Below are 17,350 nucleotides of genomic sequence, written 5' to 3'. Positions count from 1 at the left end.
CCATGCCACCCTTGACCCATGCCCGAAGGTGACACCGTCTGGCAGACGGCGAAACGGCTGCACACCGCCCTCGCCGGCAAGGTGCTGCACCGCTCCGACCTGCGCGTGCCGAAGTACGCGACGGCCGACCTCACCGGCCGCACCGTCCTCGACGTCACCCCACGGGGCAAGCATCTGCTGACCCGTATCGAGGGCGGCCTCACGCTGCACTCGCACCTGCGGATGGACGGCTCCTGGAAGGTGTACCGAAACGCCGAACGCTGGACGGGAGGCCCGGCGCACCAGATCCGCGCGATCCTCGGCACCCTCGACCGCACAGCCGTCGGCTACCGCCTCCCCGTCCTGGAACTCCTGCGCACCGCGGACGAACACCGAGCCGTCGGCCACCTGGGCCCCGATCTGCTCGGCCCCGACTGGGACCCGGACCTGGCCCTCGCCAACCTCCGGAGCGACCCCGCGCGGCCCCTCGGCGAGGCCCTCCTCGACCAGCGCAACCTCGCCGGCATCGGCAACGTGTACAAGAGCGAGCTCTGCTTCCTGCTCCGCGTCACCCCGTGGCTGCCCGTCGGCGCACTCCCGCAGGACCGCGCCGCCCTGCTTCCGGCTCTCGCCCAGAAGCTCCTCGAAGCCAACCGTGACCGTCCGGTCCGCAACACCACGGGCCTGCGCCCCCACGACCTGTTCGTGTACGGCCGCGCCCCGCGCCCCTGCCTGCGCTGCACCACCCCCGTCCGGGCCGGTGACCAGGGCGACGGCTCCCGCGAACGCCCCACCTACTGGTGCCCCACCTGCCAGCAGGGCCCGGCCCCGGACCCGGGCACCCCCCGGGCGACCCGCCCGCGCCCCCGGCGCCGTACCTCCGACTGACCACGCGTCCTCTCCCGCTCTCCGGCTCCGACACCGACACCGACACCGACACCGACACCGACACCAACTAATTGACGGCCTGTCAGAAACGCTCGTACGGTCACTGCATGCCCATCAAGGCGTACGACCTCACCGGCCGCACCGCGTTCGTCACGGGCGCCGCCGGCGGCATCGGCCGCGCTTCCGCCCTCCTGCTCGCCCAGGCAGGAGCGGCCGTGCACTGCGCGGACCTCGACGCGCAGGGCCTGCACGAGACGGCCACGTTGATCAAGGAGGCGGGCGGCACCGCCCACAGCCACCCCGTCGACGTCACCGACCGGGCCCGGCTCAAGCAGGCGGTGGCCGCCTGCGACAGCCTCCACGTGATGGCGGCGATCGCCGGAATCATGCACAGCAGCCCCGTACTGGAGACACGGGACGAAGACCTCGACCGGGTGTGGAACGTCAACTTCAAGGGCGTGCTGTACGCCTGCCAGGAGGCGGCCCGCCACATGGTCGCGAGCGGGACGCGGGGCAGCATCGTCACGATGGCCTCCGGAGCGGTGGACACCGGCGGCCCGGGGCTTCTCTGCTACGGCGTGACCAAGGCCGCCGTGGTGCAGCTGACGAAGACGCTGGCCACCGAGGTCGGGCCGCACGGCATCCGTGTCAACGCGGTGGCGCCCGGGTGGACCCGCACCCCCATGACCGACCGCCACGACAGCGAGGCACAGACGCGGACCGAGTCCTTCATGGCCCGTCTGTCACCGCTGGGCCGGGTCGGCGAGCCCGACGACATCGCGCACGCCGTCCTGCACCTCGCCTCCGACGCCTCGTCCTTCACCACGGGTCAGATCATCCGCCCGAACGGCGGCGTCGCCATGCCGTGGTGACCCCGAGCAGCAGGCCGCCACCCCGCTTCTCACCCCGTCCGCCCCGCCGCTCTCCTCTCCTCCCGTACCCCTTCGGCACGCAATGCACGGGCAGGAGACTCAACCCCCACCCCCCGGCCACGACAGCCCCCTCCACCGCGCCGGCGTCCGGCGCGACAGCCAGTCGCAGCACTCCCCACCACCACAGCGCACCGAGCCCCAGAGACGCCCCCCAGCGCACTATCCGCATAGCCGCCACCTCCAGGCCTTCGGGCCTCACCAGAACGACGCTAGACGCCCTGGACGCGGCCGGGGAGGGCGCACCACCGGCACAGGGACGCACGACTCACTCACGGGGACGCCATCCACAGCGCGCCCGACGCGCCCCGCAGCCCCGCACCGCTCCGGAACACGCACCCGGCGCACCCACCTACCGCGCCGGAGCGCACCGCCCCGCCACGAGCGCCCGACCCAGCCACGGCCGCAGCCATGACGACGGCCACAGCCACAGCCACAGCCACAGCCACAGCCACAGCCACAGCCACAGCCACAGCCACAGCCACAGCCACAGCCACAGCCACAGCCACAGCCAGGTGCTATCCGTTCTCCGCCTGGAACATCCAGTGGTGCTTCTCGAGATCCGCCGTGATCTCGATGAAGATGTCCTGACTCACCGGATCCGCCTCCGCGGTGCTCTCCACCCGCGCCCGCATCCTGGTGATCACCGCACCGAGCGCGTCCACCAGCGTCCCCACGGCGTCGGTGTCCTTGACCCAGCCGTCGGGCACCTTGCCGATGCCGCTGCTGCCGGCCACCGTCGCGGCCCGCCCGTCCGGCGACACACCCAGCGTGGCCGCTCGCTCGGCGACCGTGTCGGAGTGCAGTCGCGCGGTGTCCACGACCTCGTCGAGCTGCAGATGGACGGTACGGAAGCGGGGTCCCACCACGTTCCAGTGGATCTGCTTGGCCACGAGGGACAGGTCCACGAGGTCGACCAGGGCGCCTTGCAGCGCCTCGGAGACGGTCTTGAGGTCGGCGTCGGACAGGGGACTCTTCACGACGTACATCGGCGCGCTCCGGTTCTCGATGGGACGTGACGGGCGTACGGCCTGGCCGGCCCCACGCCCCTGACGACGGTGTGCGGGCGCGCGACCTTCTCGCGCGCACGCCCCCGAGCCCGCCCCTCCACCATGACCGCACACCCCCACCCCGGCAAACGGGGACCCCCACCGCCCCTTCCCGTCCGCCCCGCGCTCACCTTGCTGCCGCCCACCCCACGAGAAACGCTCACCCCACGCGAAAGCCCCGGACGGAGCCCCAGGTTTCCCTGGAGGCCCCGCCCGGGGCTGTGCTTGCACTTCTCTTTCAGCGGCGCGCGCCGAACCTCACGCGTACACGTGCGGCTGTCACGCCGCCACGACGTCCACCGCTTCGGTGGGCGCCTTGATCGTGACCCGCTCCGGTGGCACACCGGCCACCGACACGGAGTTGAGCATGGGTCGACGCACTGGTGCTGGCACCGGCTCGGTGGCCGCTGCGGACTGGGCCAGCTCGGCAAGGGCGAGCTCGTCACTCACTTCCCGCATGAGCTCGGACATCCGTACGTCCAGCGCGTCGCAAATGGCGGAGAGCAGCTCGGAGGAAGCCTCCTTCTGCCCCCGCTCCACCTCGGAGAGATAGCCGAGTGAGACTCGGGCGGACGAGGAGACTTCGCGCAGAGTACGGCCCTGGCGCTGGCGCTGCCGACGCAGCACGTCACCCAGCAGGCGACGGAGCAGAATCATCGGTGGCTCCCTCCTCGGACCGTGTAGCCGCATCCTTCACGCCCCACCGTACCGCCTTGCGCTGCGGCCGTGCGGGGAGCGCTGTTGTGTTCACTCAGGGCTGCAAACATCAAGTCCCCCCGTTCTGTTCCGTATCCTGTGCCCGCTCGTTCCCGGTCTGTTCGCCCGCGAGCTCCTCCAGGAGGAGTGCGAGTACGCTCCGTACACTCTCCATACGAATTTCCGCCCGGCCGCCGTTCAACCTCAACGACGCCACTTTCCCGCCACTCGATGCGCCCGAGTCCGTGCCGGAGGGGCCGGCGACGGCCACGTGGACCGTGCCGACGGGCTGCCCGTCCTGGGGTGCGGGGCCCGCGACCCCGGTGGTCGAAATTCCCCAGTCCGCGCCGAGCGCTCTGCGGACCCCGTCCGCCATCTGGGCCGCGACCTGCGGATCCACCGCTCCGCGCCGGTCCAGCAGGGTGGCGTCGACGCCCAGCAACCGGTGTTTCACCTCGGTCGCGTACGCGGTGACCGAGCCCCGGAACGCCTGGGAGGCGCCGGGTACGTCCGTGAGCGCGGCCGCGACCAGACCGCCGGTGAGCGACTCGGCGACGGCGAGCGTCTCGCCTCTCACCCTCAGTAGTCGCAGCACGTCAGCGGCCGTGGACGTCACCGTTCCGCTCCCTCCGTCGCGGCCTGGCGCGCGGCGATTCCGTGCCGACGCAGCACAATGGCCTGTCTCACGTAGTCGAGTCCGGTGACGACGGTGAGAACGACCGCCACGGCCATCACCCAGAACCTCAGGGTGGCCAGGGGTCCCTCCAGGACCAGGACGTACATCCCGACGGCGGTGCCCTGGGCCAGGGTCTTCAGCTTGCCGCCGCGGCTCGCCGGGATCACTCCGTACCGGATGACGACGAAACGCAGCAGGGTGATGCCGAGCTCCCTGCCGAGGATGACGGCCGTCACCCACCAGGGCAGATCACCGAGGTACGACAGGCAGATCAGCGCCGCGCCCATGATCGCCTTGTCGGCGATGGGATCGGCGATCTTCCCGAAGTCGGTGACGAGGTTGTAGGTGCGGGCCAGATGGCCGTCGAAGATGTCGGTGATCATGGCGACGGCGAAGGCGGCCCAGGCCCAGGCACGCCACGCGGGGTCGTACCCGCCGTCCATGAGCATCAGCACCACGAAGCCCGGTACGAGGACCAGGCGGACCATCGTCAGGATGTTCGCGATGTTCCAGAGGCTGGCCTGGTTGACCGCGGCAGCGCCGAGCTTCCCGCCACGCACGGGCCTGGCGTCTCCGGGAGCGCTCGGGGCACCGGGGGTGCCCTGGGCACTCGTGGCGCTCTTGGCGCCGGGGGAGCCGCCCGCCGCGGATGCCGGGACACCCGTCATCTGGCCGCCTCCTCAGCACGCGCGAGGGAGCCCGGAAGCACCTCGGCCACCAGGTCGACGCCTTCGGTGCCGACCACCTTCGCGTCGACCATAAGGCCGACCGTCACGTTCTCGCCGTTCGTGAACAGCACCTGGCCGTCCGTCTCGGGCGCCTGGTGCGCGGCGCGGCCGTAGGCGCCCTCGTCGCCGTCGACCGACTCGACGAGGACGCGGACCGTCTGCCCGACGCGCTCCTCGGCGCGCTGCGAGACCAGTTCCTCGGCCAGCCGGGAGACGCGCGCGAGGCGCTCGGCGACCACGTCCTCGTCGAGCTTGTTGTCGTAGGTGGCCGCCTCGGTGCCTTCCTCGTCGGAGTAGCCGAAGACACCGATGGCGTCCAGGCGCGCGCCGTTCAGGAAGCGCTCCAGCTCCGCGAGGTCGGCCTCGGTCTCGCCGGGGAAGCCGACGATGAAGTTGGACCGGACCCCGGCCTCGGGGGCCTTGCCGCGGATGGTGTCGAGCAGTTCCAGGAAGCGGTCGGTGTCACCGAAACGGCGCATCGAGCGCAGCACGGCGGGCGCGGAGTGCTGGAAGGAGAGGTCGAAGTAGGGCGCGACCTTGGGGGTGGAGGTGAGCACGTCGATGAGGCCGGGCCGCATCTCGGCGGGCTGGAGGTAGCTCACGCGCACCCGCTCGATGCCGGCGACGTCGGCGAGCTCGGGCAGCAGCGACTCCAGCAGGCGGATGTCGCCGAGGTCCTTGCCGTACGAGGTGTTGTTCTCGGAGACCAGCATGATCTCCTTGACGCCCTGCTCGGCGAGCCAGCGGGTCTCGTTGAGGACGTCCGAGGGGCGGCGGGAGATGAAGGAGCCGCGGAAGGACGGGATGGCGCAGAAGGAGCAGCGGCGGTCGCAGCCGGAGGCGAGCTTCACGGAGGCCACGGGCGAGCCGTCGAGCCGGCGGCGCAGCGGTGCGCGCGGGCCGGAGGCCGGGGCGAGGCCCTCCGGAAGGTCGGCGGGGGCGTGCCCGGGGAGCGCGACCTCGGTTGCCGAATCCTGGCGCTCGGCCGGGCTGATCGGCAGCAGCTTGCGGCGGTCGCGCGGGGTGTGCGAGGCGTGGACGCCGCCGCTCAGGATGGTCTGGAGGCGGTCGGAGATGTTCGCGTAGTCGTCGAAGCCGAGCACGCCGTCGGCCTCGGGCAGCGCCTCCGCCAGCTCCTTGCCGTAGCGCTCGGCCATGCAGCCCACCGCCACGACGGCCTGGGTTCTGCCGTGACCCTTGAGGTCGTTGGCCTCCAGGAGCGCGTCGACGGAGTCCTTCTTGGCGGCCTCGACGAAGCCGCAGGTGTTGACGACCGCGACGTCCGCGTCCTCGGCGTCCTCGACGAGCTCCCAGCCGTCCGCCTCCAAACGGCCTGCGAGCTCCTCCGAGTCCACCTCGTTGCGGGCGCAGCCAAGAGTGACGAGTGCGACGGTACGGCGTTCAGGCATGGGCTCAAGACTACTTCGTCCCACTGACGGCCCACGTCGACGGGGTTGGCCGATCGCGGCCAACCCCGTTCGTGCGTTTCCCTGTGCGCCGTCTGTGCGGACCGGCCGGTCTCCTGCCGGGGGCCTCACGGGTTCCGCGTGCCGCTCGGCCCCGTGCGGCGGGCCCTTCCGGTCAGCCGACCTCCGGGTCGCCCTTGGTATAGGTCAGGCGTTCGACCTGGCCGGGACGGAACTCGTCCTTGATCTTCTTGCCGTTGACGTAGAGCTGGACGGCCCCGGCGTCACCGAGGACGAGATCGATCTTGGAGCTGTCCTGGAAGGTCTTCGACTGGCCCTGCTGGAGGAGGCCGTCCCACAGCAGCTGGCCGTTGTGGTCCTTGGCGGAGATCCAGCTGCGGCCGTTGGAGGCCGTGACCCGGACGGTGACCTTGTCGCGGGGCGCGGCCGCGATGGCGCTGTCGGACGGCTCCGGCTTGGGGTCGGCCTCGGGCTTGTCGGCCTTGGGCGTGGGCGAGGGGGACGTGCCGGCGGTCGGCGTGGAGCCCTCGACGGCCTGGCTGGGGGCGTCGTCGTCCTGCCCGCTGTCGAACGCGGTGAAGCCGACGAAGCCGATCACCGCGACGATCGCGGCGACCATGGCGGCGGTCCAGTTGGGGCCGCGGCGCTCGGGGCGGATGCGTTCCGCCTCGAACAGGGGGGCCGCCGGGGTCGGCGCGGGACGCCCGCCGTGCGCCTCGTCGTACTGGGCGAGCAGCGGGGCGGGGTCGATGCGCACCGCGCGCGCGACGGAGCGGATGTGACCGCGCGCGTAGACATCGCCGCCGCAGGGGGCGAAGTCGTCCCGCTCGATCGCGTGCACGATGGCGATGCGGACCCGGGTGGCGTTACTGACGTCGTCGACGGTCAGCCCGGCGTCGATGCGCGCCTGCCGCAGGGCATGGCCGATCGAGGGGCGTTCCGCCACGCGTTCGTCTCGGTCGTCTTCGAACGGACGCTCGTCTTCGGGGAAGTTGCCGTCAGGGGAGTTGCCGATGGACACGGGGCGCCTTTCGAGCGTGTAGCCACCTGTGCTGGAAGTTCAGTCTAGGGGGGGTGAGAAAGGGTGGGGCAACCGGGCGGTGGGTCTTTGTACGCCATCAGAAGGGCCGGTCATCCTGCTGGTGGTGAGGATGGGGCACGGGGCTTTCCCTTCCTCCAACTTGACGTACGCCGAAGGGAAACGGTTGCTCACCATTTCCTTACGGATGGGTCACGTTCGAATACCCGGATGCCGTGGGTCCACCCGTACTCCCGACGTGTTCCACCCGCTCGGCGGCTTTCCCGTGCGTCCCTCTACTCCCCGGTTTCCCCCCTGATCACGGCCAGCACTCCGTCCAGCTCGTCCGGTTTCACGAGGACGTCGCGCGCCTTGGAGCCCTCGCTCGGTCCGACGACACCCCGCGACTCCATGAGGTCCATCAGCCGCCCGGCCTTGGCGAAGCCGACGCGCAGCTTGCGCTGGAGCATGGACGTCGAGCCGAACTGCGTGGAGACGACGAGTTCGGCCGCCTGGCACAGCAGGTCCAGGTCGTCGCCGATCTCCTCGTCGATCTCCTTCTTCTGCTTGGTGCCCACGGTGACGTCGTCGCGGAAGACGGGCGCCATCTGGTCCTTGCAGTGCTGGACGACCGCCGCGACCTCGTCCTCGGTCACGAACGCGCCCTGCATGCGGGTGGGTTTGTTCGCCCCCATCGGGAGGAACAACCCGTCACCCTTGCCGATGAGCTTCTCGGCGCCCGGCTGGTCGAGGATGACGCGCGAGTCGGCGAGCGAGGAGGTGGCGAAGGCGAGCCGCGAGGGCACGTTGGCCTTGATGAGACCGGTGACCACATCGACCGACGGCCGCTGAGTGGCGAGCACCAGATGGATGCCGGCCGCGCGGGCCAGCTGGGTGATGCGGACGATCGCGTCCTCGACGTCCCGGGGCGCGACCATCATCAGGTCGGCCAGCTCGTCGACGATGACCAGCAGGTACGGGTACGGCTGGAGCTCGCGCTCACTGCCCTCCGGCAGCTTGACCTTGCCGTTCCTGATGGCCTCGTTGAAGTCGTCGATGTGCCGGTAGCCGAACGCCGCCAGGTCGTCGTAGCGCAGGTCCATCTCGCGCACGACCCACTGGAGGGCCTCGGCGGCCCGCTTGGGATTGGTGATGATCGGCGTGATGAGGTGCGGGATGCCCTCGTACGCGGTCAGCTCGACGCGCTTGGGGTCGACGAGGACCATGCGCACGTCCTCGGGGGTCGCGCGGACCATGATCGACGTGATCAGGCAGTTGATGCACGACGACTTGCCCGAGCCGGTCGCGCCCGCGACGAGCACGTGCGGCATCTTCGCCAGGTTGGCCATCACATAGCCGCCCTCGACGTCCTTGCCGAGCGCCACCAGCATCGGGTGGTCGTCCTCGGCCGCGTCCGCGAGGCGCAGGACGTCGCCGAGGTTGACCATCTCGCGGTCGGTGTTGGGGATCTCGATGCCGACCGCCGACTTTCCGGGGATCGGGCTGATGATCCGTACGTCCGGGCTGGCGACGGCGTAGGCGATGTTCTTCGTCAGCGCGGTGATCCGCTCGACCTTCACGGCGGGGCCCAGCTCGACCTCGTAGCGCGTGACCGTGGGGCCGCGGGTGAACCCGGTGACGGAGGCGTCCACCTTGAACTCGGTGAAGACGTTGGTGAGCGAGGCGACGACGGCGTCGTTGGCGGCGCTGCGGGTCTTGCCGGGGCCGCCTCGCTCCAGCAGGTCGAGTGAGGGCAGCGCGTAGGTGATGTCGCCGGAGAGCTGGAGCTGCTCGGCGCGGGCCGGCAGGTCACGCGGCTCGTCGGGGGCCTTCTTGGTGAGGTCCGGCACCAGGGTTCCCTGCTGCGGGGCCTTGGGCGTACGGCCGGCCGGGGCGTCCTGCTGGGGCGTCCTGGTGCGTGCGGCGGGCACGGGCGTGGTGTCCTCACGGTCACCGGCGCTCACACCGTGGGTGAGGTCGGCGACCAGTGGCGAGGGCGGCATCCCGTGGAGCACGGCCCCGTCGAGGGCGGCGGCTGCCGCGGCGGCGACGTCCACGGCGTCCAGCGGCCGGTCGGGGTCGGGCTGGCGCACGGCGGAACGCCGGGGGCGGCGCCTGGAGAGGGCCTCCTGCTCGGCGCCGTCCGGGTCGTACTCCTGAGGGGCGGATCCCCCGCGGCGGGGGCGCGCGGGGAGCGCGTCACGCCACTGCTCGTCATAGCGCGTGTCGTCGTCGCCGTACGCCTCCTCCACGTCGGCCGCGACGATGCCCAGCTTCTGCCCGAGGAGCCGCAGCCGCTGCGGGATCGCGTTGACCGGTGTGGCGGTGACGACGAGGAGCCCGAAGACGGTGAGCAGCACGAGCATGGCCACGGCGAGCGCCTCGCCCATGGTGTACGTCAGCGGGGTGGCCGTGCCCCAGCCGATGAGCCCGCCGGCGTCCCTTATCGGCTGCATGCCGGCGCTGCGGGCGGGCGACCCGCAGGCGATGTGGACCTGTCCGAGCACACCGATGACGAGCGCGGACAGGCCGATGACGATGCGGCCGTTGGCATCGGGCTTCTCGGGGTGTCGGATGAACCGTACGGCGATGATCGTGAGCAGTATCGGCACGAGCAGGTCGAGCCGGCCGAAGGCCCCGGTGACGAGCATCTCGACGAGGTCACCGACGGGGCCGCGCAGATGGGACCAGGTGCCGGCGGCGACGATCAGGGCGAGGGCGAGCAGCAGCAGCGCGACGCCGTCCTTGCGGTGCGCCGGATCGAGGTTCTTCGCGCCCTGCCCTATGCCGCGGAAGACGGCGCCGACGGCGTGCGCGGCACCGAGCCAGACGGCGCGTACGAGCTTGTACACGCCCCCGGTGGGACTGGGCGCCGGCTTCGGAGGGGCCGTCTTCTTCGCCGCCGCCTTCTTGGCGGGTGCCTTCCTGGCGGCGGCTTTCTTCGCGGGGGCCTTCTTCGCCGGAGCCTTCGTCGGAGCGGCCGCCTTCTTCGCGGGCGACTTCTTCGCAGCGGACTGACGTGAGGCCATGGGTGTGAGGTTACCGGTGGAGACCACAGCGGACACGTGTGCCTCCTGCTTCACCCGTTCGTGTCGCATGTCCCGTACCCCGAAGCTGACGGTCCCTGACGGCCTCTCAGCAGCGGCCCCGCAGGGCCATGGAGGGCACGGCTGCCGCAGCCGTCAGAGGAACGCCGTCGCTGTCGTCGGACACGGCTCTGACGCCGTCAGGTCACAACTCGAGCCGGGCCCCGGCCACTTACGCGCCATGGACCCGTGCACCGCGCCGACGGGGCTCCGCTCAGTTCTGCGAGGGCAGCGAGGCGGGCCCGCCCGCGCCCGGCTCCAGCGCGTCGAGCGCCCTGCGCAGCCCGGTGAGCTTGCGTTCGAGGTGGGCGGCGGTGGCCACCGCCGCCGCGTCCGCCGAGTCGTCGTCGAGCTGTTTGGACAGGGCCTCCGCCTGCTCCTCCACGGCCGCCAGGCGCGCGGAGAGTTCGGCGAGGATGCCGCCGGAGGGCTCCTTCGAGCCGCCCGACGCGCCCTTGCCGCCGCCCTCCAACTGGATTCGCAGCAGCGCCGCCTGCTCCCTGAGCTGGCAGTTCTTCATGTACAGCTCGACGAAGACGGACACCTTCGCACGCAGCACCCACGGGTCGAACGGCTTGGAGATGTAGTCGACCGCGCCCGCCGCGTACCCCCGGAAAGTGTGGTGCGGGCCGTGGTTGATGGCGGTGAGGAAGATGATCGGGATGTCCCGCGTCCGCTCACGCCGCTTGATGTGCGCGGCCGTCTCGAATCCGTCCATGCCCGGCATCTGGACGTCCAGCAGAATGACCGCGAAGTCGTCCGTCAGCAGCGCCTTGAGCGCTTCCTCCCCGGACGATGCCCGCACCAGCGTCTGATCGAGCGCGGAGAGGATGGCCTCCAGCGCCAACAGATTCTCCGGCCGGTCATCGACCAGGAGGATCTTGGCCTTCTGCACCATGGCCCGCCCTCCTCGCCCCGGCTTGGGGCCTCCCCTGTCCTCAGGATCCGGGGTGACACCGCCGGGCGTCACCCCAGAGGACGACTCCCTTGCGCCGCCCGTCCTTGTGCCGGTCATCGTAGCCGCACCCCACCCGTCGCCACACCCTGTCACCGTTATGTCACTGTGCTCATAGCAGGAACGCGGCAGGGGACCAGAAGGTTCCCCGAATCCCGCGTTTCTACACGGCCTCGGCCACACTCAGTCAGCAACGGGGCCTCCCGCACGCCCGGTTGTGACCGCGCGTCATCCGTCCCGTCACTCGCTCCGCATCCACTGCTCCATCACCGCCAGCAGGTGATCCGGGTCCACCGGCTTGGTCACGTAGTCGGATGCTCCCGAGTCGATCGCCTTCTCGCGGTCGCCCTTCATCGCCTTGGCCGTCAGCGCGATGATCGGCAGCCCGGCGAACTGGGGCATCCGGCGGATCGCCGTGGTCGTCGCGTACCCGTCCATCTCGGGCATCATGATGTCCATCAGGACGACGGTCACGTCGTCGTGCTGCTCCAGGACCTCGATGCCCTCACGGCCGTTCTCCGCGTACAGCACGGACAGACCGTGCTGCTCCAGCACGCTGGTCAGCGCGAAGACGTTGCGGATGTCGTCGTCGACGATCAGGACCTTCTCGCCGTCGAACCGGGCCGTCCGGCGCAGCTGCGGCGCCGCCTCCTGCGCCCAGTGCTCCTGCACCTGCCCGTTGCCCTCGCCGGGCGCCCCCGACCCGGACGACGGGGCGGCCGGCACGGCCCTGCGGCGGCGCCGGAACAGCGCGGCGGCCCCGTTCTGCGTCTCCTGGTACGACTTCACCTCGGCCGGCGTCTCCGCGGGCTCGCCCAGTTCCGCCTCGGAGGCCAGCAGCTCCCCGGCCTCCAGCGAGGACGGGCTGTTGCCCGCGTACCCCTGCGGAGGCAGCTCGCTCGGGTGCAACGGCAGGTAGAGGGTGAAGGTGGAGCCCCGTCCGGGCTCGCTCTGGGCGTAGATCTCACCGCCCAGGAGCCGGGCGATCTCCCGCGAGATCGACAGCCCCAGACCCGTACCTCCGTACTTGCGGCTCGTGGTGCCGTCGGCCTGCTTGAACGCCTCGAAGATCACCCTCATCTTGCTGGCCGCGATACCGATCCCGGTGTCGGTCACCGAGAACGCGATCATGTCGGCGTCCGGGTCGCTGAGCGAGCCGGCCTCCAGCAGCTGCTCCCTGATCGCGACCGGCACATCCGCCCCGGCCGGCCGGATGACCAGTTCCACGGCCCCGGAGTCGGTGAACTTCACCGCGTTCGACAGCAGGTTCCGCAGCACCTGCAGCAGCCGCTGTTCGTCCGTGTGCAGCGTGGCCGGCAGCTCCGGCGAGACGCGTACGGAGAAGTCCAGGCCCTTCTCGGCGGTCAGCGGCCGGAACGTGGCCTCCACGTAGTCGACGAGCTGGACGAGCGCGATCCGGGTCGGCGAGACGTCCATCTTGCCCGCCTCGACCTTCGACAGGTCCAGGATGTCGTTGATCAGCTGGAGCAGGTCGGAGCCAGCCCCGTGGATCGTCTCGGCGAACTCGACCTGCTTGGGCGTCAGGTTCGACTCGGCGTTGTCGGCGAGCAGCTTGGCCAGGATCAGCAGCGAGTTGAGCGGAGTGCGCAGCTCGTGCGACATGTTCGCCAGGAACTCGCTCTTGTAGCGCATCGAGACGGCGAGTTGCTCGGCGCGCTCCTCCAGGACCTGCCGCGCCTCCTCGATCTCGGTGTTCTTGACCTCGATGTCACGGTTCTGCCGGGCCAGCAGCTCGGCCTTCTCCTCCAGTTCGGCGTTGGACGCCTGGAGGGCCTTCTGCCGGTTCTCCAACTCGTCGGAACGCTCCCGCAGTTGCTCGGTCAGCTCCTGCGACTGCTTCAGCAGCACCTCCGTCTTGGTGTTGACGGAGATGGTGTTGACGCTCGTCGCGATCATCTCGGCGATCTGGTTGAGGAAGTCCTTCTGGATCTGCGTGAACGGCGTGAACGACGCCAGCTCGATCACCCCGAGCACAGTCCCCTCGAAGAGCACCGGAAGCACGATGACCTGGGCCGGGGGCGCCTCACCGAGCCCGGAAGAGATCTTGAGATAGCCGCTCGGCGCGTTCTCCACCAAGATGGTGCGCTTCTCCTGCGCGGCCGTCCCGACCAACGCCTCCCCCGGCCGGAACGACGTCGGCATGGAGCCCATCGAGTAGCCGTACGAGCCGAGCATCCGCAGCTCGTACTGGTCCTCGTTGTCCGGCCCCAGGTCCTTGCCGTCCACCAGCGGCATCGCCAGGAAGAACGCGCCGTGCTGCGCCGAGACCACCGGGGTCAGCTCGCTCATGATCAGCGACGCCACGTCGGCCAGGTCCCGGCGGCCCTGCATCAGGGCGGAGATGCGGGCCAGGTTGCCCTTGAGCCAGTCCTGCTCCTGGTTGGCGATCGTGGTGTCGCGCAGGTTGGCGATCATCTTGTTGATGTAGTCCTGCAGTTCCTTGATCTCGCCCGACGCGTCCACGTCGATCTTGAGATTCAGGTCGCCGCGGGTCACCGCGGTGGCCACGCGCGCGATGGCGCGCACCTGCCGGGTGAGGTTCCCGGCCATCTCGTTCACCGACTCGGTGAGGTCACGCCAGGTGCCGTCGACGTCCCGCACCCGCGCCAGACCGCCCAGCTGTCCCTCGGTGCCCACCTCGCGGGCCACCCGGGTGACCTCCTCGGCGAAGGACGACAGCTGGTCGACCATCGTGTTGATGGTGGTCTTCAGCTCCAGGATCTCGCCGCGCGCGTCGATGTCGATCTTCTTGGTGAGATCGCCCTTGGCGATGGCGGTCGTGACCATCGCGATGTTGCGGACCTGCCCGGTCAGGTTGGACGCCATCGAGTTCACCGACTCGGTGAGGTCCTTCCACGTACCCGCCACACCCGGCACGTGCGCCTGGCCGCCCAGGATGCCGTCCGTGCCCACCTCGCGGGCCACCTTGGTGACCTGGTCCGCGAAGGAGCTCAGTGTCTTGACCATGCTGTTGAAGGTGTCGGCGAGCTGCGCGACCTCGCCGCGCGCCTCGATGGTAACCGTGCGGGTGAGGTCGCCGTTGGCGACGGCCGCGGCCACCTGGGAGATGTTCCGCACCTGCATGGTCAGGTTCTTGGCCATCAGGTTCACATTGCCGCTGAGGTCCTTCCAGATGCCGGTGACGCCCGGTACGTGCGCCTGGCCGCCGAGGATGCCCTCGGTGCCCACCTCTCGGGCCACCCGGGTCACCTGCTCGGCGAAGGACGACAGCTGGTCCACCATCGTGTTCACCGTGGTGACCAGTTCGAGGATCTCGCCCTTGGCGTCCACGGTGATCTTCTTCGACAGGTCGCCCTTGGCGACCGCGGTCGTGACCTCGGCGATCTGGCGTACCTGGATGGTCAGGTTGTTCGCCATGAAGTTCACCGACTGGGTGAGGTCCTTCCAGGTGCCGGAGACGCCCTGCACCTCGGCCTGACCGCCGAGCTGGCCCTCCGTGCCCACCTCGCGGGCGACCCTGGTGACCTCCTCCGCGAACGACGACAGCTGGTCCACCATCGTGTTCAGCGTGTTCTTCAGCTCCAGGATCTCGCCGCGCGCGTCCACGGTGATCTTCTGGGAGAGGTCACCGCGGGCGACCGCCGTGGCGACCTGCGCGATGTTGCGGACCTGTCCGGTCAGGTTGCCGGCCATGCCGTTCACGGACTCGGTGAGGTCGCGCCACACACCGGCGACACCGGGCACGTGCGCCTGACCCCCGAGGCGGCCCTCGGTGCCCACGTCACGGGCCACCCGGGTCACCTGGTCCGCGAAGGACGACAGCTGGTCGACCATCGTGTTGATGGTGTTCTTCAGCTCCAGGATCTCGCCGCGCGCGTCGACGTCGATCTTCTGCGAGAGGTCACCGCGGGCGACGGCCGTGGTCACCTGCGCGATGTTGCGCACCTGGGAGGTGAGGTTGCCGGCCATCGAGTTGACGGAGTCGGTGAGCTCCTTCCAGGTGCCCGACACCCCGTCCACGCGCGCCTGGCCGCCGAGGCGTCCCTCCGTGCCCACGTCACGCGCCATGCGGGTCACCTGGTCCGCGAACGACGACAGCTGGTCCACCATCGTGTTCACGGTGTTCTTCAGTTCGAGCATCTCGCCCGCGACATCGACGGTGACCTTCTGTGACAGGTCGCCGTTGGCCACGGCCGTGGTGACCGCCGCGATGTTCCTCACCTGTCCGGTGAGATTCCGGAACGCCGTGTTGACGGAGTCCGTGAGGTCCTTCCAGGTACCGGCCGCGCCCGGCACCTTCGCCTGGCCGCCCAGACGCCCCTCGGCCCCCACCTCGTTGGCCACGCGGGTGACCTCGGCACCGAAGTAGGAGAGCTGGTCGACCATCCCGTTGACGGTGTTCTTCAGCTCCAGCATCTCGCCGGCCACGTCGACGGTGACCTTCTGCGAGAGGTCGCCGTTGGCCACGGCGGTCGTGACGGCCGCGATGTCCCGCACCTGGATCGTCAGGTTCCGGAAGACCGTGTTCACCGAATCGGTGAGGTCCTTCCACGTGCCCGCCGCACCCGGCACCTGCGCCTGGCCGCCCAGACGCCCCTCGGCCCCCACCTCGTTCGCCACCCGGGTGACCTCGTCGGCGAAGATCCGCAGCGTCTCGGTCATCTGGTTGATCGTCTCGGCGAGCTTGGCGACCTCGCCGCGCGCCGGGACCGTCACCTTCTGCGACAGGTCGCCGTTGGCGACGGCGGTGGTGACCTGGGCGATGCCCCGCACCTGCGCCGTCAGGTTGCCGGCCATGGTGTTCACCGAATCGGTGAGCTCCTTCCACACCCCGGCCACCCCCGGCACCTCGGCCTGGCCGCCGAGCTGCCCCTCGGTGCCCACCTCACGGGCGACCCGCGTCACCTCGGAGGAGAACGCGGAGAGCTGGTCGACCATCGTGTTGACGGTCTCCTTCAGCTCCAGCATCTCGCCGGCGACGTGGACGGTGACCTTCCGGGAGAGATCACCCTTGGCGACCGCGGTCGTCACCAGCGCGATGTCCCTCACCTGTGCGGTGAGCCGGTACGCCATGGTGTTGACGGACTCGGTCAGGTCCTTCCACGAACCGGACATACCGCGCACCCGGGCCTGCCCGCCCAGCTTGCCCTCGGTGCCCACCTCGCTGGCCACACGCGTGACCTCGTCGGTGAACGTCGACAACTGGTCGACCAGGTTGTTGACGGTCCGCCCGACCTTCAGGAACTCCCCGCGCAGCGGATGCCCGCTCCCGTCCGGGGCGTGCGTGCGCAGCTCCATCCGCGGCGACAGGTCACCCTCGGCGACGGCCGACAGCACCCGGCTGACCTCGGAGACCGGCCGTACGAGCTCGTCGACCAGGGCGTTCGACGCGTCGATCGCGGCCGCCCAGGACCCCTCGGTCGCGCCCGTCTCCAGCCGCTCGGTGAGTTTCCCCTCGCGCCCCACCATCCGCCGCACCCGGGACAGCTCGCCGGTGAGATGCAGATTACGGTCCGCCACCTCGTTGAACACGGCGGCGATCTCGGCCATGACACCGTCACCCGAGACGGTGAGCCGCTTGCGGAAGTTGCCGTCCCGCATGGCCTCCAGCGCCGTCAACAGCCGATCCAGGGCAGCCGTGTCCACAGTGGTGGTCCCGCCTCGCGGTTTGCGCTGCTTGTTCAGGGGCCGTCCGCCTTTCGCGCGCGCCTCAGTGCCTCGCGTCGCTCCGCCAGACTCCACTGTGTCCCTCCCGCAAGGGTCGACCGTTCCTGCTGGACGTACTGCGCCCCACCGGGCCGCATCGCACTGCTCGTACCACCCGTACTATTTCGTACGCGGATACGTCTGCTCGGTGGGCCGGACACCACTCTCCGGTACAGCTGGCGGAACGCGGTCCGACCCGGCCTTCTCCTGGATTCCTGCCCAGTGTTTCAC

12 protein-coding genes are annotated in these 17,350 nt (G+C 70.1%); 2 read left to right on the top strand and 10 right to left on the bottom strand.

The features are described 5' to 3' along the window. Positions 1 to 18: 18 nt before the first annotated feature. Together GSY65_RS27500 and GSY65_RS27495 are read left to right on the top strand one after the other, a co-directional pair. Entirely contained in the window at positions 19 to 867 is an 849-nt protein-coding gene (locus tag GSY65_RS27500) for an Fpg/Nei family DNA glycosylase (protein WP_159773668.1), read from the top strand. Between the two features lie 107 nt (positions 868 to 974). Next, entirely contained in the window at positions 975 to 1,739 is a 765-nt protein-coding gene (locus tag GSY65_RS27495; RefSeq protein ID WP_159773667.1) for an SDR family NAD(P)-dependent oxidoreductase, read from the top strand. Here the strand turns inward: GSY65_RS27495 and GSY65_RS34080 are convergent. From GSY65_RS34080 to GSY65_RS27450, 10 genes are all read right to left on the bottom strand, one after another. Continuing rightward, complete coding sequence (locus GSY65_RS34080) at positions 1,702 to 1,968, bottom strand: hypothetical protein (RefSeq protein WP_236580086.1); 267 nt, start codon at positions 1,966 to 1,968, stop codon at positions 1,702 to 1,704. The genes GSY65_RS27495 and GSY65_RS34080 overlap by 38 nt on opposite strands. Positions 1,969 to 2,314: 346 nt before the next feature. Further along, positions 2,315 to 2,785, bottom strand: a complete 471-nt coding sequence (locus GSY65_RS27490; RefSeq protein ID WP_159773665.1) for a Dps family protein — start codon at positions 2,783 to 2,785, stop codon at positions 2,315 to 2,317. 339 nt (positions 2,786 to 3,124) lie between these two features. Beyond that, entirely contained in the window at positions 3,125 to 3,502 is a 378-nt protein-coding gene (locus GSY65_RS27485; RefSeq protein WP_055511872.1) for a helix-turn-helix domain-containing protein, read from the bottom strand. 109 nt (positions 3,503 to 3,611) lie between these two features. Then, positions 3,612 to 4,157, bottom strand: coding sequence for a CinA family protein (locus tag GSY65_RS27480; RefSeq protein ID WP_159773663.1), 546 nt, complete (start codon positions 4,155 to 4,157; stop codon positions 3,612 to 3,614). Further along, complete coding sequence (pgsA, locus tag GSY65_RS27475; protein WP_159773661.1) at positions 4,154 to 4,885, bottom strand: CDP-diacylglycerol--glycerol-3-phosphate 3-phosphatidyltransferase; 732 nt, start codon at positions 4,883 to 4,885, stop codon at positions 4,154 to 4,156. The genes GSY65_RS27480 and pgsA overlap by 4 nt, the downstream gene beginning before the upstream one ends. Then, positions 4,882 to 6,354: a 30S ribosomal protein S12 methylthiotransferase RimO gene (rimO, locus tag GSY65_RS27470; protein ID WP_159773659.1), complete on the bottom strand. Its 1,473-nt coding sequence runs from the start codon at positions 6,352 to 6,354 to the stop codon at positions 4,882 to 4,884. Before rimO ends, pgsA begins: the two co-directional genes overlap by 4 nt. A gap of 172 nt (positions 6,355 to 6,526) precedes the next feature. Continuing rightward, positions 6,527 to 7,393 carry a helix-turn-helix domain-containing protein gene (locus GSY65_RS27465; protein ID WP_159773657.1) on the bottom strand — a complete coding sequence of 289 codons (867 nt, stop codon included), beginning with the start codon at positions 7,391 to 7,393 and terminating at the stop codon, positions 6,527 to 6,529. Between the two features lie 293 nt (positions 7,394 to 7,686). Then, entirely contained in the window at positions 7,687 to 10,419 is a 2,733-nt protein-coding gene (locus tag GSY65_RS27460) for an FtsK/SpoIIIE family DNA translocase (protein ID WP_159773655.1), read from the bottom strand. 271 nt (positions 10,420 to 10,690) lie between these two features. Then, positions 10,691 to 11,374 (bottom strand): response regulator, encoded by a 684-nt coding sequence (locus tag GSY65_RS27455; protein WP_159773653.1) that lies wholly within the window; start codon positions 11,372 to 11,374, stop codon positions 10,691 to 10,693. 297 nt (positions 11,375 to 11,671) lie between these two features. Then, positions 11,672 to 17,059, bottom strand: coding sequence for a HAMP domain-containing protein (locus tag GSY65_RS27450; protein ID WP_443043255.1), 5,388 nt, complete (start codon positions 17,057 to 17,059; stop codon positions 11,672 to 11,674). Positions 17,060 to 17,350 lie beyond the last annotated feature (291 nt).

This window comes from Streptomyces sp. HM190 (assembly GCF_009857135.1).
Classification (GTDB): Bacteria; Actinomycetota; Actinomycetes; order Streptomycetales; family Streptomycetaceae; genus Streptomyces; species Streptomyces heilongjiangensis.
The sequence above is the reverse complement of the archived record's forward strand: the minus strand, read 5'-3'. Positions and strand labels throughout refer to the sequence as shown.